This is a genomic window from Pseudomonas edaphica, assembly GCF_965277385.1.
Taxonomy (GTDB): Bacteria; Pseudomonadota; Gammaproteobacteria; order Pseudomonadales; family Pseudomonadaceae; genus Aquipseudomonas; species Aquipseudomonas edaphica.
Genome location: NZ_OZ255725.1, coordinates 4,185,245 through 4,208,607 on the forward strand (window position 1 = coordinate 4,185,245; position 23,363 = coordinate 4,208,607).

A 23,363-nucleotide genomic window follows, 5' to 3' on the forward strand; every position below is an offset into this window, starting at 1 on the left:
GACCCCACGGGTTTCACCGTGTGGCAGTAACAGGTAACAAGACATGGCAAAAGAATACAGCCGTACCCAACGTATCGGCGATCAGATGCAGCGTGAGCTGGCCCAACTGATCCGTCGCGAAGTCAAAGACCCGCGCGTTGGCCTGGTCACCATCACCGCCGTTGAAGTGAGCCGTGACGTGGGTCACGCCAAGATCTTCATCACCGTGATGGGGCAGGACAACAGCGAAGAAATCGCGCAAAGCATCAAGGTGCTCAACTCGGCTGCAGGCTTCCTGCGTATGCAGTTGGCCCGTGAAATGAAGCTGCGCAGTGTTCCCCAGTTGCACTTCCACTACGACGAAAGCGTCGTGCGTGGTGCGCACCTGTCGGCATTGATCGAGCGCGCCGTGGCTGAAGACAGCCAGCACCCGTCCACACCTGAAGACGCCAAGGAGTAAGCGGTGGCTCAGGTCAAACGTATACGTCGCAACGTCAGCGGCATCATTCTGCTCGACAAGCCCATTGGCTTTACCTCCAATGCCGCGCTGCAGAAGGTTCGCTGGCTGCTCAATGCCGAGAAGGCCGGGCACACCGGCAGCCTCGACCCATTGGCCACCGGTGTACTGCCGTTGTGCTTTGGCGAGGCCACCAAGTTCTCGCAATACCTGCTCGATTCCGACAAGGGTTACGAAACCCTCATGCAACTGGGCAAGACCACCACCACGGCCGATGCCGAAGGTGATGTTCTGCAGGTTCGCGACGTGACCGTTGGTCGTGCTGATATCGAGGCCGTTTTACCCGCTTTTCGTGGGCAAATCAGTCAGATACCGCCGATGTACTCGGCGCTCAAGCGTGATGGCCAGCCTCTTTACAAGCTGGCACGTGCGGGCGAAGTAGTGGAGCGTGAACCGCGTTCTGTTACTATTGCGCGGCTTGAATTGCTCGCCAGTGAAGGCGACACCGCACGATTGTCGGTGGACTGCAGCAAAGGCACCTATATTCGTACCCTGGTGGAAGATATCGGTGAGCAACTGGGCTGTGGTGCATACGTTGCAGAGCTGCGACGTACTCAAGCCGGACCTTTCACCCTGGCCCAGACGGTCACGCTGGAAGAGTTGGAAGCGGTACATGCCGAAGGCGGCAATGAAGCGGTTGATCGCTTCCTGATGCCATCGGACAGCGGTTTGCTGGATTGGCCATTGCTGCACTTCTCGGAGCACAGCGCGTTCTACTGGCTAAACGGTCAGCCGGTACGTGCCCCGGACGCTCCGAAGTTCGGTATGGTGCGGGTACAGGATCATAACGGTCGCTTTATCGGTATCGGTGAAGTGAGCGAAGACGGGCGTATAGCGCCGCGTCGACTGATTCGGTCAGAATGACCGAACGAGTGTGGCTGTTAACAGGCACGGTCAACACTCATTTTTAGATACAGGGATTTGTCCCTGGCCTGTTGAAACTGCCCTTTGGGTGGTTTCCTGAAAAAAGGATTGCCTCATGGCTCTCGACGTTCAAGAAAAAGCACAAATCGTTGCTGACTATCAGCAAGCTGTTGGTGACACTGGTTCGCCAGAAGTGCAAGTTGCACTGCTGACCCACAACATCAACAAGCTGCAAGGTCACTTCAAGGCCAACGGTAAAGATCACCACTCCCGTCGTGGTCTGATCCGCATGGTAAACCAGCGCCGTAAGCTGCTGGACTACCTGAAAGGCAAGGATCTGGGTCGTTATCAGGCTCTGATCGGTCGCCTGGGTCTGCGTCGCTAATAAGCGATTGCGCTAGAGGTTGGTTGTCTGCCGTGTGTCAGTGGAATTTCCGCTGGCCCATGGCAGGCTCCCAGCCTCAAGTTTTATCTGGATACACGTTTTACCCTGGACGAGCGTCGGGCCGATTCCCGGCATTGCCCAAGAATTTCGCAAGAAGACAAGTTCCCCCAAGAGCCACAAAGAAGGTAGGACACCGTGAACCCGGTTATCAAAAAATTCCAGTTCGGTCAGTCGACCGTTACCCTCGAGACAGGCCGTATCGCCCGTCAAGCCTCCGGCGCAGTGCTGGTTACCGTTGACGACGACGTTACCGTATTGGTGACCGTTGTTGGCGCAAAGACCGCAGACCCGAGCAAAGGCTTTTTCCCTCTGTCCGTTCACTACCAGGAAAAGACTTACGCTGCCGGTAAGATCCCTGGCGGTTTCTTCAAGCGTGAAGGCCGTCCTTCCGAGAAAGAAACCCTGACTTCCCGACTGATCGACCGTCCGATCCGTCCGCTGTTCCCAGAAGGCTTCATGAACGAAGTGCAGGTTGTCTGCACCGTCGTTTCCACCAGCAAGAAGACCGATCCGGACATCGCTGCGATGATCGGTACCTCGGCTGCCCTGGCCATCTCCGGCATTCCTTTCGATGGCCCGATTGGCGCTGCGCGCGTTGCTTTCCATGAAAGCACCGGCTACCTGCTGAACCCGACTTACGAGCAACAGAAAGCGTCGAGCCTGGACATGGTCGTTGCCGGTACCTCTGAAGCCGTATTGATGGTTGAATCGGAAGCCAAAGAGCTGACCGAAGACCAGATGCTGGGCGCTGTACTGTTTGCTCACGACGAATTCCAGTCCGTGATCAAGGCCGTTAAAGAACTGGCTGCCGAAGCTGCCAAGCCAACGTGGGCCTGGGCTCCACAGGCTGAAGCGACTGAACTGCTGGGCGCTATCCGCTCCGAGTTCGGTGCTGCCATCTCCGACGCCTACACCATCACCGTTAAGGCCGACCGTTACGCGCGCCTGGGCGAGCTGAAGGATCAGGTTGTAGCCAAGCTGTCCGGTGAAGAAGGCCAGCCTTCTTCCAGCGAAGTCAAAGCGGCCTTCGGTGAAATCGAATACCGCACCGTTCGCGAAAACATCGTTAACGGCAAGCCACGTATCGACGGTCGCGACACTCGCACCGTGCGCCCACTGAACATCGAAGTCGGCGTTCTGCCGAAGACTCACGGTTCGGCGCTGTTCACCCGTGGCGAAACCCAGGCTCTGGTCGTTGCAACACTGGGTACTGCCCGTGATGCACAGCTGCTGGACACCCTGGAAGGCGAGAAAAAAGACCCGTTCATGCTGCACTACAACTTCCCTCCGTTCTCGGTGGGCGAGTGTGGTCGCATGGGTGGCGCTGGTCGTCGCGAAATCGGTCACGGCCGCCTGGCTCGTCGTTCGATCTCCGCGATGCTGCCTGCTGCTGACGTGTTCCCGTACACCATCCGTGTTGTGTCGGAAATCACCGAGTCCAACGGTTCCAGCTCCATGGCTTCCGTTTGCGGTGCTTCCCTGGCACTGATGGACGCTGGTGTACCGATGAAGGCACCGGTTGCCGGTATCGCCATGGGCCTGGTTAAAGAGGGCGAGAAGTTCGCCATCCTGACCGACATCCTGGGCGACGAAGACCACCTGGGCGACATGGACTTCAAAGTAGCCGGTACCGCCAAAGGTGTTACCGCGCTGCAGATGGACATCAAGATCAAGGGCATCACCGAAGAAATCATGGAAATCGCCCTGGGCCAAGCCCTGGAAGCGCGCCTGAACATCCTCGGTCAGATGAACCAGATCATTGGTCAGTCGCGCACCGAACTGTCGGAAAATGCTCCGACCATGATCGCGATGAAAATCGACACCGACAAAATCCGTGATGTTATCGGTAAAGGCGGCGCGACCATCCGTGCGATCTGTGAAGAAACCAAGGCTTCGATCGATATCGAAGACGACGGCTCGATCAAGATCTTCGGCGAAACCAAGGAAGCTGCTGAAGCTGCACGTCAGCGCGTTCTGGGCATCACCGCTGAAGCCGAGATCGGCAAGATCTACGTGGGTAAGGTTGAGCGCATCGTCGACTTCGGCGCATTCGTCAACATCCTGCCGGGCAAAGACGGTCTGGTGCACATCTCCATGCTGAGCGACGCTCGCGTTGAGAAAGTGACCGACATTCTCAAAGAAGGCCAGGAAGTGGAAGTGTTGGTACTGGACGTGGACAACCGCGGCCGTATCAAGCTGTCCATCAAGGACGTAGCAGCAGCCAAGGCTTCGGGCGTTTAATCACCCGCAGGCTTTACGCTGAAAAAGAGGACTCTTCGGAGTCCTTTTTTTATGCCCACAGGAAAGTAGCGGGAAATCAGTCGCTTAGTAAATTCTAAAAGCCGCAACTTGCATGCAGGCACGATCGACTTCATGCAAGTTGCACGATTTCGAAAATTGCCTGTTTTTATAAGTTGTTGTTTATAAAGGGTTTATTCCGATTTCGCGACTTGGCACACTGCCTGCAATAACCCTGTTAACGCTGCAGCATCAAGGTTTACACGCTGCAGACTTTTAATAAAACAGGAGTTACTCGTATGAAGAAGTTCGCTCTCGCTACTGCTACCGCTCTGACTCTGGCCATGGGTGCTAACGTAGCCTTTGCTCAGACTTCCCAAGCCCCAATGACCCTGGCGGCCGGTGAAATGACCAAGGCTAAAGAGTCCACTTCGGACACTTGGATCACCACCAAAGTAAAAGCTGATCTGCTGACCGAGAAAGGCATTCCTGGTTCGGACATCAAGGTTGAAACCAACAAAGGCGTGGTTTCCCTGTCCTCCACCGTCGCTATCTCTGATTCCCAGAAAGCAACGGCTGTAGCGATCACCAAGAAAATCAAAGGTGTTATCGCTGTTTCTGCTGACGGCCTGATGGCTGGCGGCGTAGCTAAAGCCGACAACGTCGACAAAGCCAAGACCAGCACTTCGGACACCTGGATCACCACTAAAGTGAAATCCGATCTGGTTACTGAGAAAGGCATTCCTGGCACCGACATCAAAGTCGAAACCAACCACGGTGTAGTGTCGCTGTCGTCGACTGCTGCTGTGACCCAGGCTCAGAAAGACACCGCAGTTGCGATCACCAAGAAAATCAAAGGCGTTAAATCTGTATCGGCTGATGGTCTGACCGTTCAGTAACGCTAAAAGAATCGTCTGAGCTAGACGGCGGCGGCTTAGGGTGAGTTAGTTATCCACCCGATGCACCTCTAAAGTTCATGCGACCGACCACACGGATGTGGTCATTACAGGCCCCGGCACTTGTGTCGGGGCCTGTTCTATTGTGTGGGGAATAGGATTGCGCAGGGCAGCTGACAATCAACTGTGGGAGCTGGCTTGTGTGGGAGCTGGCTTGCCTGAGATGCAAACACCTCGGTTATTCAGTTAAACCCGGGTGATGCTATCGCAGGCAAGCCAGCTCCCACACAATCTATCTCCCACACAAGCCAGTTCCCACAGTTGAGTAGATGTCGCTTGGGGGTTACTCGGCATCCAGATGCATAGGTGTAACGACCCGACCGTCTTTCTCCGCCTGCCCCACGCTGGCATCAATGAAGTACACCCGATCATCTTCCAGCTGGCCTTTGTCCACCAGGTAGTCCTTGATAGTGCTGGCACGGTCCTGCCCCAGTTGGCGCAGCAGTACATCACTGGCGCCCCAGAACTTGATCAAGCCATCACGCAGCTTCGCAGTGCGATCATCGCTGCTCAGGTCTTTCCATTCGGCCGGTGGTTGTTGCTTAAGACGGGTGCGGTAGATGCCTTCGAGCAATGGCGCTTTTTCCTTCTCCGGCACCACCAGCAATGACGCCTGGGCTGGCACCTTGTCGCCGCGACGCTGGAGGATTTTGTAGTAGTTGTATTGGTATTCACGCTCCAGGCGATCTGCGGCGATGAACGGACCATCGCTGCTGGCCGCTGCCGTGCCTTCAATCTCAAGGCGCAGGGTAGGGCGCTCTTTCAGTGCCTTGGCCAAGGTGTTCAGAGCACCCTCGGCCTCTTTGTTCAGTTCGCTGGAGCCTGCGGCAAACGACACGTTACCCAGGTCTTCCGAGCCGCCACCGCTGACCAGCCCGCCGATAAACTTGAACGGCGCCGTGGCTGCGCGCACCACCAGGTTGCGCAGGGTCTGCCACACAATCGGCATGACGCTGAACTGCGGGTTATTCAAGTCGCCGGTCACGGGGAGTTCGATGGAGATCTTGCCGTCAGTGTCCTTGAGCAGCGCAATGGCCAGGCGAATCGGCAAATCGACGGCATCGGCACTGTCGACCTTCTCACCCAGTTGCAATTGCTCAACCACCACCTTGTTTTCAGCCTTCAACTGACCTTTGGTGATCATGTAGTGCAAATCGAGGTTGAGACGGCCTTTGCGAATGCGGAAACCTGCGAACTTGCCGGAATATGGCGTCAACGTGGTCAGTTCGACACGCTTGAAGCTGGTGGCGATATCCAGCGCCGCCATCGGGTCAAACGGGTTGACGCTGCCCTTGATAGTGACCGGCGCGTAGCGATCCACCTTGCCCTTGATGTCGACGCTGGCCGGTTTGGCCTGGCGACTGTCGATAGTGCCAATCTGCCCGTTGAGTTGCTGGATAGCCGTGGCGAAGTTGGGCGTGAGGCTGAAGTCGGCGAAGTTGGCCGAGCCGTCATTGATCGCAATCTGCCCGATATGAATACCCAACGGTTTGTCTTTGCTCGCCGCCGGTTTGGCTGCCGACTTGGCGCCATTGTCGGCCGGTTGCGGGATCAGCAAGTCATCGATGTTGGTGGTGCGGTCATCGTTGATCATAAAGCGCGCATACGGCTGCAGCAGGTTGACCTTGTCGATCGACAGGCTGTCGCCGTGCTGGTAGTTCACACCTTCAAGCACCAGGCGCTGCCACTTGAGGAAGTCGCGGGTCTTGAGGGTGTCCAGGGTGTGCAGCTGGTCGACCTGAGCGCGGCCGGTAACCTGCAGGGCCAAAGGCTCGGTGCTTTTGAGGTTCACATCGAGGTTGCTGCCCAGCATGCCGCTGCGCAGCTCCAGGCGAATAAACGGACTGATATAGGATTGCGCGACGCGCAGGTCGATGTCCTGGGTGTTCACTTTCAACTTGGCGCTGACCGGGTTGAGGTTGACCTCGCCGGTTGCGCTGATCTTGCCTTGCTTGCCCAGGCCGGAGTCGACCTTCAGGGTAAAGGGGCTGCGGTTGAGGCTGTCGAAGTTCTGCATATCGACATTCAGCGGGCCTAGCTCCAATGCAACTGCCGGTTTGGCAGCTCGGTCCGCCAGGTGTACTTGATAGTTGCGCAGTTGCACGTCCTTGAGCAGCACTTGCCAGGGTTTGCTCGGTGCGGCAGGTGGGGCGTTTGGCGTATCGGCGGTTGCAGGCGCGCTGGCAGGCTTGAGTTCCTTGGCCGGTTTGCTCGGTTGGCTGGCAAACAGTTTCTGCCAGTCCAGTTGCCCATCGGCTTCGCGGGCGGCCCAGGTTTCCAGTTTGTTGCTGCGGATCTTGCCGACCACCACTTGCTGCTTGGCCAGGTCCACCGTGGTGTCGCTGACGTCCAGGCGCTCCAGGCGCACCAGTGGCCGGCCATCCGGCGCCTTGATCGCAAAGGGCGCGATGCTGGCGGCGGTGTTGGTCAGGTTCAGTTCGGTTTCTTTGGCCAGGCTGAATTTATAGTCGGTGCTGAAGTTCAGCACGCCGTCTTCAAGTACCAGCGGCAGGGCATCCCGCACATAGGGCCACCAGGCTTTCATCTTGCCATCGGTGACTTTCAAGGTGCCTTCGGAAGTGATCGGCACCAGGCTGAAATTGCCTTTCCAATCGATCTGACCGCCCTCGGGGCCGGCCGCCACCAGGGTCATGTCGGCATTGTCTTCGGGCAACGTGCTGAGGTTTTTCAGCTCGAAGTCGAGTTTGTCGTAGAGAAATTCGATTGGCTCGCTGGGGCGCAGGTCGCGAAAGTACACATAGCCGCCGGCCAGCTTGATGCTGTCGATGCGCAGCGGGAACGGCTTGGCATTCGGGTCGACCGGGGTCGGCTCACTCGGCGGCAGCTTGAACAGCTGCGCCAGGTTCAACTGGCCGGTTTTGTCGAACAGCACTTCGGTCTTCGGCTGGTCCAGTTGTACGTCTGCCAGGTGCAGCGCGCGCGTCCACAGGCTGTCGATCTGCAGGTTGGCGTACAGGCGCTCGAAACCGACTTGCTCCTTACCCGGCTCGCCGAGCTTCAGGCCCCACACCGTCAGTTCCAGGCTGAACGGGTTGAGCTCGATACGCTCGATACGGGCCGGCACCGTGGCGTAATTGGCCAGTTGTTGGTTGGCAATGCGAAGGGCAATGCCCGGCAGAATCAGAAAGCCCAGCAAGCTGTACAGAGCCAGGGCGGTCAACAAGGCGCCAGCGGCGCGGATCAATCCTTTGGGCATGAGTGACGCCATCTATGTAGAACGAGAGTGCCTTGGAGTATGGCACGGGTTTTCGGTTCCGAAGTACTGGACTCCTTGGGAAAAGTACTACAAATGTAGGATCAGTGTTTTTAACGGTGGCTGCTGATCCAGGGACGGGAAGTCAGCCCCAGGCGTCATGATTTGCCACTCGCGTACCGGGCGGCCGGCTTTTTCGGCGCAACGCAGCACCTGCTCACGCCAGTCATCCATGCTGACTTTTGCCAGGTTGTTGCAGCAGATCAACACGCCATTGTCGGCGGTGGTCAGCAGTGCGGGCTTGAGCAGGCTCTGATAATCGCGCAACAGGTCGACGGTGCCGAAAGCACTCTTGGCCCAGGCCGGTGGGTCGAGCAGCACCAGGTCGAACTGGCGCTGCTCAAGACGTGGATAACTCGGCAGCTTCTGGCCACGACGCTGGGTGATCGGCAAACCGGCCAGTTGGCGAATCGCCGGGAAGTAGTCGGACTGCACGAATTCCATGGTCGGCAAGTGCGGGTTGAGCAGGCCGTTTTCGCGCCCGACCGCCAGGTTGCCTTCGGCGAAGTCCAGGTTGCACACCTCGCTTGCGCCCCCGGCTGCGGCGCTCAAGCCTACGCCACAGGTGTAGGCGAACAGGTTCAGCACGCTTTTGCCGGCGCTGTGGTCCTTGACCCAGCCACGGGTGTTGCGCAGGTCCAGGAACAGCAGCGGGTCTTGCCCGGCATGGCGGCCGCGTACACGGTAGTTGAGGCCCCATTCGTGGCCGACCTGATCTGCCAATGCCGCAGGCTCGGCGCGGTACACCGTGTCTTCACGGTCGATGCGCGAGTTGCCACGGGAGCGGTCGTTGTACACCAGCTGCAATTCCAGCCCCATGAACTGGTTGACCTGTTGATGCAGGTCCAGCAGCTCTTCGGTTTGCAGCGACTGGTGGAAGCTTTGTACCAGCAATTGCGGGCCGTAACGGTCGATGGTCAAGCCGCCGGCGCCTTCCTGGCTGCCATGGAACAGCCGGTAGCAGTCGGTGCCTTGGGCGTGCAACTCGTTGATCAGGTCTTGGCGATGGTTGAGAGCGGCGCGCAGCGCCTGATTCAAGGGAGTCATGGAGCGCGCCTTGCGGGTAAAAGAGGGCGCGAAGTTTAACAGCTATGGGCCGCCGTCTACATCAACCCCATCCGCCGCTGGGCGCGTTGCACCGAACCGTTGCGCATCGCCCAGCGCAGCAAGGGCGCGCTGCGCTTCACACCCGCGCGGATCACCAAGCGTTGCATCGAGCTTTGGTGTTGCCCGAGCATAGCGCTGGCCCAGTCCGGCAGCAGGTCGATGCCGGCTTGCATCATCAAACTGCCAAAGGGTTTGGCCAAGGTGCTGGGCGCAGGTGCATTGACCAGCAGGCGCAGCACTTCGCGGCTGCGATCGTCGCACAGCAGTTGTGGACGAATGCGCGCCAGATAATCGGAAATTTCCTGGCGTGAACGCGGCACGTGGCGTGCGCCCAGTCGCTCGGCAACCAAGGCAATTTCACTGTAGTAGCGGTCCTGGTCGCGCCCAGACAGATGCGGGTTGCGATAACGCAGGTGTGCCGCCAGAAAGTTGCTGACCTCCGCCACGTGTACCCACGTCAGCAGCTCCGGGTCACTGGCCGCATAGGCTCGCCCATCCGGCGCATGCCCGACCACTTGCAGGTGGATGGTGCGCACCTTCTCAATCAGCCATTCGGCGTCCTGGCGCGAGCCGAACGTGGTGCCGGAAATAAACTGCGAAGTGCGGCGCAGGCGCCCGAGCATGTCCTGGCGAAAGTTGGAATGGTCCCACACGCCGGCCAGGGCCAGCGGGTGCAAGGCTTGCAGCATCAACGCGCTGATGCCGCCGATCAGCATGCTGCTGAAGTCGCCATGCACCTGCCAGCTCACAGAGTCCGGCCCGAACAGGCCGGGGTCGCCCTTGGGGTTTTCCAGGTCCAGTTGGCCGAGTGACAAGCCGGTGAGGCTCATCAACTGGGTTTCGATACGGCTGCGGATAAATTCCATGGCGACTCTGGGTGGCTCCTATCGGTTCAGGCGTTTATCGATCAGGCCGTCCACCACGCTCGGGTCGGCCAGGGTCGAGGTGTCGCCGAGGCTGTCGAGTTCGTTGCAGGCGATCTTGCGCAAAATACGCCGCATGATCTTGCCCGAGCGGGTTTTCGGCAAGGCCGGCGCCCATTGGATCAGTTCCGGCTTGGCAAAGCTGCCGATTTCCTTGCTGACCAGCGCCAGCAAGTGTTTTTTCAGCTCATCGCTGGGCTCGACGCCATTCATTGGGGTGACAAACGCATAGATGCCCTGGCCTTTGACGTCGTGGGGGTAACCGACCACAGCGGCTTCGGCCACTTGATCATGCAGCACCAGCGCGCTTTCCACTTCGGCGGTGCCGATGCGGTGGCCGGACACGTTGATCACGTCATCGATGCGGCCGGTGATCCAGTAGTCGCCATCCTCATCGCGGCGCGCACCGTCGCCGGTGAAGTAGTAGCCGGGGTAGGGTTTGAAATAGGTGTCGAGCATGCGCTGCGGGTCACCGTAGACGCTGCGGATTTGCCCCGGCCAACTGGCCTTGATAGCGAGCACGCCACTGCCGGCACCGCTGAGTTCCTTGCCATGTTCATCCAGCAGCACAGGTTGTACGCCAAACATCGGTTGGGTCGCGCAGCCAGGTTTGATCCGTTGCGCGCTGACCAGCGGGCTGAGCATGATGCCGCCGGTTTCGGTCTGCCACCAGGTATCGACAATCGGGCAGCGCTGCTCGCCCACGGCGTTAAAGTACCAATCCCAGGCCTCCGGGTTGATCGGCTCGCCGACGCTGCCCAGCAGGCGCAGGCTGGCGCGCGAGGTGTTCTCAAGTGGCCCGTGGCCCTCACGCATGAGCGCGCGCAATGCGGTGGGCGCGGTGTAGAAGATATTCACCTGGTGTTTATCGATGACCTGCCAGAAACGCGAGCTGTCCGGGTAGCTCGGTACGCCTTCGAACATCAGTGACGTCGCACCGTTGGCCAGCGGGCCGTACACGATATAGCTGTGGCCGGTGACCCAGCCCACGTCGGCGGTGCACCAGAACACTTCGCCGTCACGGTAGTCGAGCACGTACTTGAAGGTCATCGCCGCTTGCAGCAGGTAGCCGCCGGTGGTGTGCAGCACGCCTTTGGGTTTGCCGGTGCTGCCGGAGGTGTAGAGGATAAACAACGGGTCTTCGGCGTCCATCGGCTCGGGCGGGCAATCAGCGCTGGCGGCGTCCAGGGCGGCTTGATACTTGAGGTCGCGGCCTTCTACCCAGTCAAGTTTCGCCCCCGTGCGCTCCACCACCAGTACCGTGCTGACGTTCGGGCAACTGGCCAGGGCTTTGTCGACATTCTTTTTCAAGGCCACCGGCTTGCCGCCGCGCACGCCTTCATCGGCGGTGATCACGGTGCGACAGTCGGCATCGAGGATGCGGTCGCGCAGGGCATCCGGAGAGAAGCCGCCGAACACCACCGAGTGCACCGCGCCAATCCGGGTGCAGGCCAGCATGGCGTAGGCGGCTTCCGGGATCATCGGCATGTAGATGCACACCCGGTCGCCTTTTTTCACCCCACGGGTTTTCAGCACATTGGCCAGGCGGCTGACGTTTTGATGAAGTTGGCGGTAGGAAATTTTGGAGGACTTTGCAGGATCATCGCCTTCCCAGATAAAGGCCGGCTGGTCGGCGCGTTGTGCCAGGTGACGGTCGATGCAGTTGTAGCTGACGTTCAGTTGGCCGCCGGCAAACCACTGGGCTGCGCCGGTAGTGATGTCCGAGTGCTGCACGGTGTGCCAGGGTTTGATCCAGTCGAGAAAGCCCTTGGCCTGTTCGGCCCAGAACGTATCGGGTTGCTCAATGGATTGGCGATAGAGGCGCTGGTACTCGTCTTGACTGAGCTGCGCGGCCTGGCGGACGGCATCGGCGTTGGGGAATGTGCGGATATCGAACATGAGCGGTCCTTATTCTTGTTTTAGCGACAAGGCATAAAGATGCACGCTGTGGGGAGAGGGTTCAAGGCCAACGTCCAAACGGACGTTGGCCTTGGTGTACCGGCCTCAGCCGCGGTGACGACCGCGGAAGTAGTTGATCAGGCCCTGGGTCGACGCATCGTCAGCCAGGGTTTCTTCGGCGCCGGTCAGGCGGTTGTAGACACCTTTGCCCAGCTCTTTGCCCAGCTCCACGCCCCATTGGTCGAAGGCGTTGATGCCCCAGACCACGCTTTGTACAAACACTTTGTGTTCATACATGGCGACCAGTGCGCCCAAGCGACGTGGGCTGATGCGCTCGACCACGATGGTGTTGCTCGGACGGTTGCCCGGGATCACCTTGTGAGGCGCCAGCTTCTGCACTTCGGCTTCCGGCAGGCCTTTTTCGCGCAACTCAGCCTCGGCTTCACTGCGGGTCTTGCCGAGCATCAGTGCCTGGCTCTGGGACAGGCAGTTGGCGTACAGCCACTGGTGATGGTCGGACACCGGGTTGAAGCTGACGATCGGCACAATGAAGTCGGCCGGGATCAGTTGAGTCCCCTGGTGCAGTAACTGGTGGTAAGCATGCTGACCGTTGCAACCTACGCCACCCCAGATCACCGGGCCCGTATCGGTGGACACCGGTGTGCCGTCCTGGCGCACGCTTTTGCCGTTGGACTCCATGTCCAGCTGTTGCAAGTGTTTGGTGATGTTACGCAGGTAGTGGTCATACGGCAGGATCGCATGGCTCTGCGCACCCCAGAAGTTGCCGTACCACACGCCCAGCAGGCCCAGCAGCACCGGCATGTTTTGCTCGAACGGCGCGTTCTGGAAGTGCTGGTCCATGGTGTAGGCACCGGACAACAGCTCTTTGAAGTTGGACATGCCGATGGCCAGAGCGATTGGCAAGCCAATGGCCGACCACAGCGAGTAACGGCCGCCGACCCAGTCCCACATCGGGAAGATGTTTTCTTCACGGATACCGAACGCCACGGCCGCCGCGTTGTTGCTCGATACGGCGATAAAGTGACGGTACAGTTCGGCTTCCGAGCCACCCTGGGCCAGGTACCAGGCGCGGGCGGCCTGGGCGTTTTTCAGGGTTTCGAGGGTGTTGAAGGATTTGGACGAAACGATAAACAGCGTGGTCTCGGCGCGCAGCTTCTGGGTCAGTTCGTGGAACTCGCTGCCGTCGATGTTTGCCAGGTAGTGGCAGCGCACGCCTTTGTGGGCGTAGGACAGCAATGCTTCGGAGACCAGCTCCGGGCCGAGGAACGAACCACCGATGCCGATATTCACTACGTCAGTGATCGGCTTCTCGGTGTAACCACGCCACAGGCCGTCGTGGATGCGGCCGACCAGGTCAGTGATCTGGTTCAGCACCTTGTGCACGTCCGGCATGATGTTTACGCCGTTGACCGACAGCTTGTCGCCCACTGGGCGGCGCAGCGCGGTGTGCAGGGCGGGGCGACCTTCGGAAGAGTTGACCGGCTCGCCTGCGTACAGCGCGTCAATCGCGGCTTTAAGGTTGACTTCTTTGGCCAGGCCCACCAGCAGGTCACGGGTTTCGCTGGTGATCAGGTTTTTCGAGTAATCGAGGAAAAGCCCGCAGCTGCTCAAGGTGAACTGGGAAAAGCGCTGGGGATCGGCATTGAACGCGTCGCGCATGCTGAAATCCTGCATGGCTTGGCGATGTTGATTGAGCGCTTGCCAAGCGGGCAGAGCGGTAACGTCATGAGGAGTGCGGTAGTACGCCATCGCTGCGGGTTTCCTTTTATTACGGGGACTTGCCTTTAGGACACTTCTAAATCCGGAACGTTGAGTCTTTCATCAGGCGTTTGAGTCCGGTCAGCGCCAACAATGGCGCAGGGCGATTACATTAAACCTAGCGTGTCGATATGTCTTGGCTTTGTCTGCGCTGTTGCCGGTACTTTTTTATACCGGCACAGCGATCAGGGCAACAGGCGAAGTGCCTGGCGGGGTCAGTTGAGGGTCAAATGCAGGTTGTCGATCAGGCGTGTCGCACCCAGATAGGCCGCCACGAGGATGACGATATCCCGATCCTCAGGCGTGGCCGCACGCAGGTGCACGCCTTGGCGCACTTCCAGGTAATCCATGCGCAGCCCGGCAGCTTCAATCTGCGCGATCTGCTCGGCACGCAGCTTGGCGAAATCCTGCTCGCCGCCTTTTATAGCCGCCGCAATCTGGCTGAGGCTGCGGTAGAGCACCGGCGCAATCGCGCGCTGTTCTTCGTTGAGGTAACCGTTGCGTGACGACAGCGCCAGGCCGTCGGCGGCCCGCACGGTGGGCTCGCCGATGATCTGGATGGGCATGTTCAAGTCATGCACCATGGCGCGGATGACCGCCAGTTGCTGGTAGTCCTTCTGGCCAAACACGGCCATGTCCGGCTGGACCATGTTGAACAGCTTGCTCACCACCGTCGCCACACCTTCGAAGTGCCCGGGTCGGCTGGCACCGCACAGGCCCTCGGACAGTTGCGGAACGCTGACGCGGGTTTGGCCGGTCATGCCGCCGGGGTACATTTCGTCAACGGTGGGCGCAAACAACAGGTTGCAACCGGCTTGCAGCAGCTTTTCCTGGTCCGCCGCCAGCGTGCGCGGGTACTTGTCCAGGTCTTCGCCAGCGCCGAACTGCAACGGGTTGACGAAAATGCTCGCCACCACAAAGTCCGATTGCTGTGCGGCCTTGGTCACCAAGGTGGCGTGGCCGCTGTGCAGGTTGCCCATGGTGGGCACAAAGCCAATGCGTTTGCCGGCACTGCGCGCGTGGGCGACGGCGGCGCGTAGTTCTCTTACGGTTTTAACGGTGTTCATGCAGAGAACCCATGTTCTTCGCCAGGGAACGTCACGGCTTTGACTTCACTCACGTAGGCGGCCAGGGCTGCCTGGATGCTGTCCTGGCCTGCCATGAAGTTTTTCACGAATTTGGGCGCACGGCCGGTCAGCGACAGGCCGAGCATGTCGTGTACCACCAGCACTTGGCCGTCGGTGGCCGAGCCTGCGCCAATGCCGATCACCGGCACTTTGACTGCCTGGGTAATTTCTGCCGCCAGTTCGCTGGGCACGCATTCGAGCAGGATCATCGCGGCGCCGGCTTGCTCCAGGGCAATGGCATCCGCACGCATCTGGCGCGCCTGGGCTTCATTGCGGCCTTGCACCTTGTAGCCGCCGAAGATGTTCACAGATTGCGGTGTCAGGCCCATGTGCACGCACACTGGAACGCCGCGCTCAGCCAGTAACCGGATCGACTCCGCCAGCCATACCGCGCCTTCGACTTTGATCATGTGTGCACCGGCTTGCATCAGCTTGCCGGCGTTCTGGAAGGTTTGTTCAAGGGTGGCGTAACCCATGAACGGCAGGTCAGCGATGATGAAGGCGCCGTTGTTACCGCGTTTGACGCTGGCCGTGTGGTACGCAAGTTCGTCAGTGGTGACCGGCAGGGTGCTGTCATTCCCTTGAAGAACCATGCCCAGTGAATCGCCAATCAACAGCACTTCAACCCCGGCCTCGCAACTGGCGTGGGCGAAGGTGGCGTCATAGCAGGTCAGCATGGTGATTTTTTCACCTTTGAGCTTCAGGCTCTGCAAGGTGGTCAGGGTAATGTCTGGCATGGAAAGGGTCCTCGTTCAGGCGCTTGGAAACAGCGAGTAACGCGCGTGAGTCTTCGTTTATACAGGCGCACTGTCTTGAGAGCAGTGCTTATAAGGCCTGGATTGCGCCCTTCAGCGCCGGGTTGGCGGCAGCGGGACGCCTATAGTCGTGATGAGGACACGGGAAGTCAATTGGATGTGTTACCGCATTGTTACGAGTGGGGTGTTACCCCTGTTACGGGTGGGAGCTGGCGTGCCTGCGATGGCAGCATCGCGCAATAGCGGGTGTACCGAGTTGCCCGCATCGCAGGCAAGCCGGGTCCCACATTGACCGAGTCAGTCTCGGGGCACGCGCTCCAGGCCAACAAACGGGCAGGCGGCCAGCAAGTCGCTAAGTGTTTGGCCATTGGGCAGTTGCAGGTCGGCGGGTGCCAGCTCTGCCAGCGGGTACAGCACAAACGCGCGCAAATGCATCTGATAGTGCGGCACCTTCAGCCGCGGCGTGTCGATCAGGCGATCGCCAAACAACAGGATATCCAGGTCCAGGGTGCGCGGGCCCCAGCGTTCAAGGCGCTCGCGGCCCTGGTCGTTCTCGATGGTTTGCAGGGCATCGAGTAAATCCAGTGGCGCAAGATCGCTGTCCAGGGCGGCGACCGCATTGGTGTAGCGCGGTTGGCCCGGGAGCAGGGAGTCACTTTGATAGAACGCCGACACGCCAACGAGGGCCGTGCCGGGCAATTTCGCCAGGGCTTCGACAGCGCTGCGCAATTGCTGGTCCGGGGCAGCCAGGTTGCTGCCCATGCCAATGTAGACACGTTCCACGTTTATTCGCCCGCAGCGCCCGAGGCGTCGGCCGCGCTGCGTTTGCGCTTGGTGCCGCTGCGACGACGTTTTTTCGGGCCAGTGCCTTCGCCATCGCCTTTGCTGCCGAGGTCGCGAATCATGTCGCGGCGCTGGCTGTCATTGGCATCCTGGTAGTCGGTCCACCATTCGCCCAGGCCGTCGGTCTGCTCGCCGGCGCTTTCGCGCAGCAGCAGGAAGTCGTAGCCGGCACGGAAGCGCGGGTTGTCCAGCAACAGGTCGGCGCGCTTGCCACTGCGGCGCGGCAGGCGCTCCTGCATGTCCCAGATCTCGCGGATCGGCATGGTGAAGCGTTTGGGAATGGCGATGCGCTGGCACTGTTCGGCGATCAGCTCGTGGGCGGCTTCCTGCATGGCCGGGATCGGCGGCATGCCACGGTCTTGCAGGCGCAATACGCGCTTGTGCAGGGCAGGCCACAGCAGGGCGGCAAACAGGAACGCCGGCGTTACCGGTTTGTTCTGCTTGATGCGCAGGTCGGTGTTGACCAACGCCTCGCTGATCAGCGTGTGGGTGTACGTGGGGTTGTATTCCAGTGCCTCGGCGCTGGCCGGGAAAAGCGGGTCGAACAGTTGCAGGTCGACCAGCATTTCGAACGTATCGGCGGCATAACCCGAGAGGAACAACTTCAGCACTTCTTCGAACAGGCGTGCCGAAGGAATTTCCCGCAGCATCGGCGCCAGCTCGCGAATCGGCGCGGCGGTGTGTTTCTCGATGCCGAAGTTCAGCTTCGCGGCAAAGCGCACGGCGCGCAGCATGCGTACCGGGTCTTCCTGGTAACGCTGCGTCGGGTCGCCGATCAGGCGGATCAGGTTGTTGCGAATGTCGTGTACGCCGTTGGCGTAATCGAGAATGCGCTCGCTGACCGGGTCGTAATACAGGGCGTTGATGGTGAAGTCGCGGCGCTGCGCGTCTTCTTCCAAGGTGCCGTACACGTTGTCACGCAGGATGCGGCCGCTCTCGTTGCGGGAAGACTGATTGGTGTCTTCCTCATCATCGTTTTGCGGATGGCCTGCGCGGAACGTCGCGACCTCGATGATTTCGCGACCAAAGTGGATATGCACCAACTTGAAGCGGCGACCGATGATTCGCGCATTGCGAAACTCGGCACGCACCTGCTCCGGCGTGGCGCTGGTGGCGACGTCGAAATCCTTGGGCGTGATATTGAGCAGCATGTCACGTACGCAGCCGCCCACCAGATAAGCCTGGTAGCCGGCGTTCTGCAAACGTTCGACGATGTTCACTGCATAGCGGCTGAATTGAGCGCGCTGCAATGAATGCTGATTGCTGTTAAGCACTTCAGGCGTGCTGCGAATGTGTTGCGTACGACGCAAGGGGGAACGGAATGACTGGAACAACTTCTTCAGCATGGGATGCACTGTTTGAAGGAATGTTCGGCCATAACGAAGAATGACCGCATGATGGGCCGGGATTCTAGCATTTAGTCGAGGGATGGTGTAGGAACAAGCTGCAAGGCTTGAGCCAGAAGCTTAAAGAAGGGTGTGAGCGGGTCAAATGCCGGAAACTACAAGGGGAGCCGAAGCTCCCCCAGAAGTAGTTGCGTGCTCTATTTTTATTATGGTTGCGGGCTTTTTGTTTTTGTTGATCGCCCTCGCCATGAAGTTTCACCTTCATGACACTCCCAATCGGGAGCCAAGAGCAAACGGATTGCTTTGGTCGCTGTGTTGCTGATCTACGATCCAACCAGTTCAGGCTCTGCCTTAGGGCAGTTTTTGTTGTTCTCGGCCTGGTTGCGGGGCAAGCCCCAAATGCAACGCCTCTCCAAAAGAATCAGTTAGCTGCGCCTCCGCCGTGTTGTTTTTGTTATGCGTGAGTCGATTCGTCTTATTTTTATTGTCTTGTACAAAGCTTGTTATTGTTTTTGTACTAAGCATATAGCAGGGTGCGTGCCAACTTTTGTGCCGCCCAGCAAAACCGGGGGTTTGAGCTGGTTTGGCTTTTGGAAGGGCGAAAAAAAGCCGGGGCTTCGTTACCGTAAGCCCCGGCTTCTGTTACGTGAAAAAGCTGCGGTAACAGTTTTTTCACATCTGAGGGTGTTACCTGTGGGGGCGCGCCCTCAGCTTTCGCTGGCCACCCCGGTCTTGCGCCGTGGAATGCCCAGGCGTTGGCGCCGTTCCCACAGGCATTTGCGACTTACGCCCAGCTTGCGAGCCAGCTCGGTCTCGGTCATATGGTCCTGATGCTCAAGCACGAAGTGCTGGAAGTAGTCTTCCAGTGACAGGTCTTCGGTCGGCTCATGGCTGGTATTGCTGCCACCGCCCTGTTGCGGGGCCAGGCCGATGAAGTCGTCGTCTTCCAGGTCGCTCAGCTCGATATCGATACCCAGCAGCTCGGCAGAAATTTCCGGGCTCTCCGACAGAATCACCGCACGCTCGACCGCGTTCTCCAGTTCGCGGACGTTACCCGGCCACGAGTAATGCCGAATCGCCTGCTCGGCGTCGGCGGCAAACTTGAGGTCGGTACGGTTGATGCGCGCGCTCTGGCGCAGCAGAAACGCGCTTGCGATCTCATTCACGTCGGCGCCACGCTCGCGCAAGGCCGGCAGCTTGAGGGCGATTACGTGCAGGCGGTAATACAAGTCTTCCCGGAACTGGCCGATCTTGGCCAGGCTCTTGAGGTCACGGTGGGTCGCGGCGATCAGGCGCACATCAACCTTCTGTGATTGCACCGAACCGACACGGCGAATCTCGCCTTCCTGCAACACGCGCAGCAAGCGCGCCTGGGCTTCCAGGGGCAGTTCGCCAATTTCGTCGAGGAACAAGGTGCCGCCGTCCGCCGCTTCGACCAACCCAGCACGCCCGGCGCTGGCGCCGGTAAATGCGCCTTTCTCGTGCCCGAACAGTTCGGACTCGATCAGGGATTCGGGAATCGCCGCGCAGTTCACCGAAATCATCGGCGCTTTGGCACGTTTGGACAGATTGTGCAGGGCGCGGGCCACCAGCTCTTTACCGGTGCCCGACTCGCCCTGGATCAATACATTGGAGTCGGTCGGCGCCACTTTGCGGATCTTGCTGTACAGATCCTGCATCGGTGGGCAAGAGCCGATGATGCCGATCTCGCCGTTGCTGTTGTCGGCCCCCGGCTTCTCGGCAGCCTTGCCGGCAGGACGCTGTTCGGCCGGCGTACTGCCAGCCGACTGACGGTCACGCAGAATGCGCGCCACGGCCTGGAGCATTTCGTCGTGATCGAAAGGCTTGGCGATGTAGTCCACCGCGCCCATCTTCATCGAGTCCACCGCCGAGCGCAGGCTGGCATAGCTGGTCATGATCAGCACGGGCGTGCCCTGGCCAAGCTTGATCAGCTCGGTCCCCGGCGCGCCCGGCAGGCGCAGGTCGCTGACAATCAGGTCGAACGTGGGAATGCTGAAACGCTCTTGGGCTTCCTGCACCGAGCCGGCTTCGCTGACCTGGTACTGATTACGTTCAAGCAGGCGACGCAAGGCAGAGCGGATAATGGTTTCGTCTTCGACGATCAAAATGTGCGGCATTGATTCAATTCTCTCGACGGTCTCAGTTCACAGCGGACGTCGCTTCGACATGACGCGGCAAGGTCACCCGAATACGGGTGCCGCGTTGGCTTTCGGTGTCAGCCGGGCTGTCGATGGTGATTTGTCCATAATGCTCTTCAACGATGGAATAGACCAGTGCAAGGCCCAGACCGGTACCTTCACCCGGGTCCTTGGTGGTGAAGAAAGGTTCGAACAATCGATCCATGATGTTCTGTGGAATACCGCTGCCTTCGTCCTCCACGATCAGGTCGACCGTGTGCTCGAAAGCCTCGCTCTTGACGCGTACCGCACTGCCGGCGGGCGTTGCGTCACGGGCGTTTGAAAGCAGGTTGATCAGCACCTGCGCCAAGCGTTGGGAGTCGCCGTCAACCCAGTGGTCCGGGTCGCACAGGTTAAAAAACTGTACTTCGAAATTGCGCCGGTTCAAGGCCAGCAGCCCAATGGCATCCTGCGCCACTTCCGCCAGGCACACCGCTTCGTCATGGTTCTGATGGGCGCCGGCGTGGGCGAAGCTCATCAGCGACTGCACGATGCGTGACACGCGCTTGGTCTGCTCGAGGATCTGCCCGCTGATTTCGGTGATTTCAGCGTCTTCTTCGCGCTCTTCGCGCAGGTTTTGCGCCAGGCACGCGATACCGGTGATCGGGTTGCCGATTTCATGGGCCACACCCGCGGCCAGGCGACCGATGCTGGCCAGGCGTTCGGAGTGCACCAGCTTGTCTTCGAGCATCTGGGTTTCGGTCAGGTCCTCCACCAGCAGCACCAGGCCACTGTTGCCCGGCGCCAGCGGCTCGTCGATCGCCGCTTTGTGCAGATTGAGCCAGCGGGTCTGGCCGTCCAGCGCCAGGTGCTGTTTGTGCAAGTGCTCGTCGGGCAGGTTGATAAAGCCTTGCAACAGTTCTTTCCAAGGGTCGCCCAAGGTATTCAGGCGCGAACCCACAACACGTTGTGCGGCGATGCCGGTGAGTTCTTCCATCGCCTTGTTCCACATCAGGATCTCTTGATCCTTGGCCAGGGAACACACGCCCATCGGCAGCTCCTGAAGGGTTTGACGGTGATAGCGGCGCAGGGCATCGAGTTCGGCGGCGAGACCGGTGAGGCGTGAGTGGTAATCCTCCAGCCGGCTCTCGATGAAATGGATGTCTTCGGTGACGTAATTTTCGCCGCCGGCCTTGTAGGGCAAGAAGGTTTCCACCATGTCCTGGGACACGCTCGGCCCCATCAGGCCGGACAGGTTGGCCTCAATGCGGTCGCGCAAACGGCGCAGGGCGTAGGGCCGGCGCTCGTCAAACGGCAGGTAAAGGTCGCGCAGCGCCTGCTCGACTTCCTTTTGCGCAGCCTTGGCGCCCAGCGGCTTGGCCAGTTGGGTGGCGAACTCTTGCGGTGAGGCGGCGTGCAGCTCGCGGCGTTGCGGGCGGCGCACGTTGTCCACCGCGCAGGCTTCGGCGGCGCTGGTTTCTTCGGGGCTGGCGTTGGTGAACAGCGAGATCAGGGTAAACATCAGCACGTTGGCGGCCAACGAGGCGATCGCTGCCATGTGCCAGCTGGTGTCATCCAGCACGTAGATCATGTTCAGCAGCGGAATGTAGAAACCCTGCAGGTTGCCGACCAGCGGCAGCAGCATGGTCACCATCCACACCAGAATGCCTGCCAGCAGCCCGGCGATAAAGCCGCGACGGTTGGCGGTTGGCCAGTACAGCACCGACAACACACCCGGCAAGAACTGCAAGGTCGCCACAAACGCGACGATGCCGAGGTTGGCCAGATCTTGCCCAGCGCCCAGCAGCAGGTAGAAGCCATAGCCGGCCATGATGATGGCGACGATCAGCGCGCGGCGCGTCCATTTCAGCCAGCGGTAGATATTACCTTCGGCTGGCGGCTGATACAGCGGCAGCACCAGGTGATTGAGCGCCATGCCGGAGAGTGCCAGCGTGGTGACGATGATCAAGCCACTGGCCGCCGACAAACCGCCCACGTAAGCCAGCAATGCGAGGGATTTGCTGTTGGCGGCAATACCGACGCCAAGGGTGAAGTATTCGGGGTTGGTGGTGGCGCCGAGCTTGAGGCCGGCCCACAGGATCAGCGGCACCGCCAGGCTCATCAGCAGCAGGAATAACGGCAAACCCCAGCTGGCGCTGACCAATGAGCGCGGGTTGAGGTTCTCGGTGAAGGTCATGTGGTACATGTGCGGCATCACGATGGCCGAGGCAAAGAACACCAGCAGCAGCGTGCGCCATGGGCCTTCCTGCAACGGCGTGTGCAAAGCGGCGAGGGCGGTCTGGTTTTGCAGCAACCACAACTCCAACTGTTGCGGCCCGTCGAATACGCCATACAGCGCATACAGGCCGACACCGCCGATGGCGATCAGCTTGATCACCGACTCGAAGGCAATCGCAAACACCAGGCCTTCGTGTTTCTCGCGGGTGGCGATATGGCGTGAGCCGAAGAAAATCGTGAACAGCGTGATCAGTGCGCAAAAAGCCAGGGCAACGCGGTGCTGCACCGGTTCGCGGGTGAGGATGCTGATGGAGTCCGCCACCGCCTGGATCTGCAGGGCCAGCAACGGCAGCACGCCGATCAGCATGAAAATCGTGGTCAGCGCGCCGGCCCAGGTGCTGCGAAAGCGGAAGGCAAACAAGTCCGCCAGGGACGACAGCTGATAGGTGCGGGTGATTTTCAGGATCGGGTACAGCAACACCGGCGCCAGCAGGAACGCGCCGGACACGCCCAGGTAGCTGGACAGAAAGCCGTAGCCATACTGATAGGCCAGCCCCACCGTGCCATAAAATGCCCAGGCGCTGGCGTAGACGCCCAGGGACAAGGTGTAGGTCAACGGATGGCGAATGATCGCCCGCGGAATCATTCCGCGCTCACTGATCCAGGCAACCCCGAACAACGCGGCCAGGTAGGCGGCGCTGATCAGCAGCATCTGGGTGAGGCTAAAGCTCATCGGCATCTTTTTGGCTCTGCAGGATGAAAGTCACGACGATCAGGATCAACCACAGCAGATAAGGGCGATACCAGGCGCCCGTGGCGTCGATCCACCAATCCATGATGGCCGGGGAAAACAGGTAGATCCCGACGACCAGCAGCAGGACCAATCGATAGATGTACATGTTGGCCTCTGATTAAAAAACTGCCGCGATGGTAAC

Annotated in this window: 17 protein-coding genes; 5 read left to right on the forward strand and 12 right to left on the reverse strand. The window is 59.7% G+C overall.

The genetic code is table 11. From position 1 onward, the window contains the following. Window positions 1-43 precede the first annotated feature (43 nt). From rbfA to ACQY47_RS19035, 5 genes are all read left to right on the forward strand, one after another. Window positions 44-439 carry a 30S ribosome-binding factor RbfA gene (rbfA, locus tag ACQY47_RS19015; protein ID WP_003176137.1) on the forward strand — a complete coding sequence of 132 codons (396 nt, stop codon included), beginning with the start codon at window positions 44-46 and terminating at the stop codon, window positions 437-439. A gap of 3 nt (window positions 440-442) precedes the next feature. Beyond that, the gene (gene truB, locus ACQY47_RS19020) at window positions 443-1,360 is read left to right on the forward strand and encodes a tRNA pseudouridine(55) synthase TruB (protein ID WP_017139248.1); all 918 of its coding nucleotides are present in this window, start codon (window positions 443-445) and stop codon (window positions 1,358-1,360) included. A 115-nt stretch (window positions 1,361-1,475) separates the two neighbouring features. Then, window positions 1,476-1,745, forward strand: a complete 270-nt coding sequence (rpsO, locus tag ACQY47_RS19025; RefSeq protein ID WP_003176135.1) for a 30S ribosomal protein S15 — start codon at window positions 1,476-1,478, stop codon at window positions 1,743-1,745. A gap of 195 nt (window positions 1,746-1,940) precedes the next feature. Further along, window positions 1,941-4,046, forward strand: a complete 2,106-nt coding sequence (gene pnp / locus ACQY47_RS19030) for a polyribonucleotide nucleotidyltransferase (RefSeq protein ID WP_017139247.1) — start codon at window positions 1,941-1,943, stop codon at window positions 4,044-4,046. A gap of 296 nt (window positions 4,047-4,342) precedes the next feature. Then, window positions 4,343-4,942 (forward strand): BON domain-containing protein, encoded by a 600-nt coding sequence (locus ACQY47_RS19035; protein ID WP_428550995.1) that lies wholly within the window; start codon window positions 4,343-4,345, stop codon window positions 4,940-4,942. A gap of 340 nt (window positions 4,943-5,282) precedes the next feature. Here ACQY47_RS19035 and ACQY47_RS19040 read toward each other — a convergent pair whose 3' ends face one another. From ACQY47_RS19040 to ACQY47_RS19095, 12 genes are all read right to left on the reverse strand, one after another. Further along, window positions 5,283-8,216: a DUF748 domain-containing protein gene (locus ACQY47_RS19040; RefSeq protein WP_428550998.1), complete on the reverse strand. Its 2,934-nt coding sequence runs from the start codon at window positions 8,214-8,216 to the stop codon at window positions 5,283-5,285. A gap of 87 nt (window positions 8,217-8,303) precedes the next feature. Next, on the reverse strand, window positions 8,304-9,320 hold the full coding sequence (locus ACQY47_RS19045; protein WP_428551000.1) for a class I SAM-dependent rRNA methyltransferase: 1,017 nt from the start codon (window positions 9,318-9,320) through the stop codon (window positions 8,304-8,306). Window positions 9,321-9,376: 56 nt separating this feature from the next. After that, window positions 9,377-10,246, reverse strand: a complete 870-nt coding sequence (locus ACQY47_RS19050) for an oxygenase MpaB family protein (protein ID WP_099547641.1) — start codon at window positions 10,244-10,246, stop codon at window positions 9,377-9,379. Window positions 10,247-10,264: 18 nt separating this feature from the next. Beyond that, the gene (gene acs / locus ACQY47_RS19055) at window positions 10,265-12,202 is read right to left on the reverse strand and encodes an acetate--CoA ligase (RefSeq protein ID WP_428551004.1); all 1,938 of its coding nucleotides are present in this window, start codon (window positions 12,200-12,202) and stop codon (window positions 10,265-10,267) included. Between the two features lie 105 nt (window positions 12,203-12,307). Next, window positions 12,308-13,972 carry a glucose-6-phosphate isomerase gene (gene pgi, locus ACQY47_RS19060; RefSeq protein WP_017139241.1) on the reverse strand — a complete coding sequence of 555 codons (1,665 nt, stop codon included), beginning with the start codon at window positions 13,970-13,972 and terminating at the stop codon, window positions 12,308-12,310. 224 nt (window positions 13,973-14,196) lie between these two features. After that, window positions 14,197-15,048 carry a pantoate--beta-alanine ligase gene (panC, locus tag ACQY47_RS19065; RefSeq protein WP_017139240.1) on the reverse strand — a complete coding sequence of 284 codons (852 nt, stop codon included), beginning with the start codon at window positions 15,046-15,048 and terminating at the stop codon, window positions 14,197-14,199. After that, a complete protein-coding gene (gene panB / locus ACQY47_RS19070; RefSeq protein ID WP_017139239.1) occupies window positions 15,045-15,845 on the reverse strand; it encodes a 3-methyl-2-oxobutanoate hydroxymethyltransferase in 801 nt (266 codons plus the stop codon). Before panB ends, panC begins: the two co-directional genes overlap by 4 nt. Window positions 15,846-16,160: 315 nt before the next feature. Further along, the gene (gene folK, locus ACQY47_RS19075) at window positions 16,161-16,646 is read right to left on the reverse strand and encodes a 2-amino-4-hydroxy-6-hydroxymethyldihydropteridine diphosphokinase (RefSeq protein WP_428551008.1); all 486 of its coding nucleotides are present in this window, start codon (window positions 16,644-16,646) and stop codon (window positions 16,161-16,163) included. 2 nt (window positions 16,647-16,648) lie between these two features. Continuing rightward, the gene (locus ACQY47_RS19080) at window positions 16,649-18,052 is read right to left on the reverse strand and encodes a polynucleotide adenylyltransferase PcnB (RefSeq protein ID WP_428551011.1); all 1,404 of its coding nucleotides are present in this window, start codon (window positions 18,050-18,052) and stop codon (window positions 16,649-16,651) included. A 707-nt stretch (window positions 18,053-18,759) separates the two neighbouring features. Continuing rightward, on the reverse strand, window positions 18,760-20,190 hold the full coding sequence (locus ACQY47_RS19085) for a sigma-54-dependent transcriptional regulator (protein WP_099547645.1): 1,431 nt from the start codon (window positions 20,188-20,190) through the stop codon (window positions 18,760-18,762). Between the two features lie 22 nt (window positions 20,191-20,212). After that, window positions 20,213-23,167 carry a sensor histidine kinase gene (locus tag ACQY47_RS19090; RefSeq protein WP_017139235.1) on the reverse strand — a complete coding sequence of 985 codons (2,955 nt, stop codon included), beginning with the start codon at window positions 23,165-23,167 and terminating at the stop codon, window positions 20,213-20,215. Further along, window positions 23,151-23,327 (reverse strand): hypothetical protein, encoded by a 177-nt coding sequence (locus ACQY47_RS19095; RefSeq protein WP_003176118.1) that lies wholly within the window; start codon window positions 23,325-23,327, stop codon window positions 23,151-23,153. Before ACQY47_RS19095 ends, ACQY47_RS19090 begins: the two co-directional genes overlap by 17 nt. Between the last annotated feature and the right edge of the window lie 36 nt (window positions 23,328-23,363).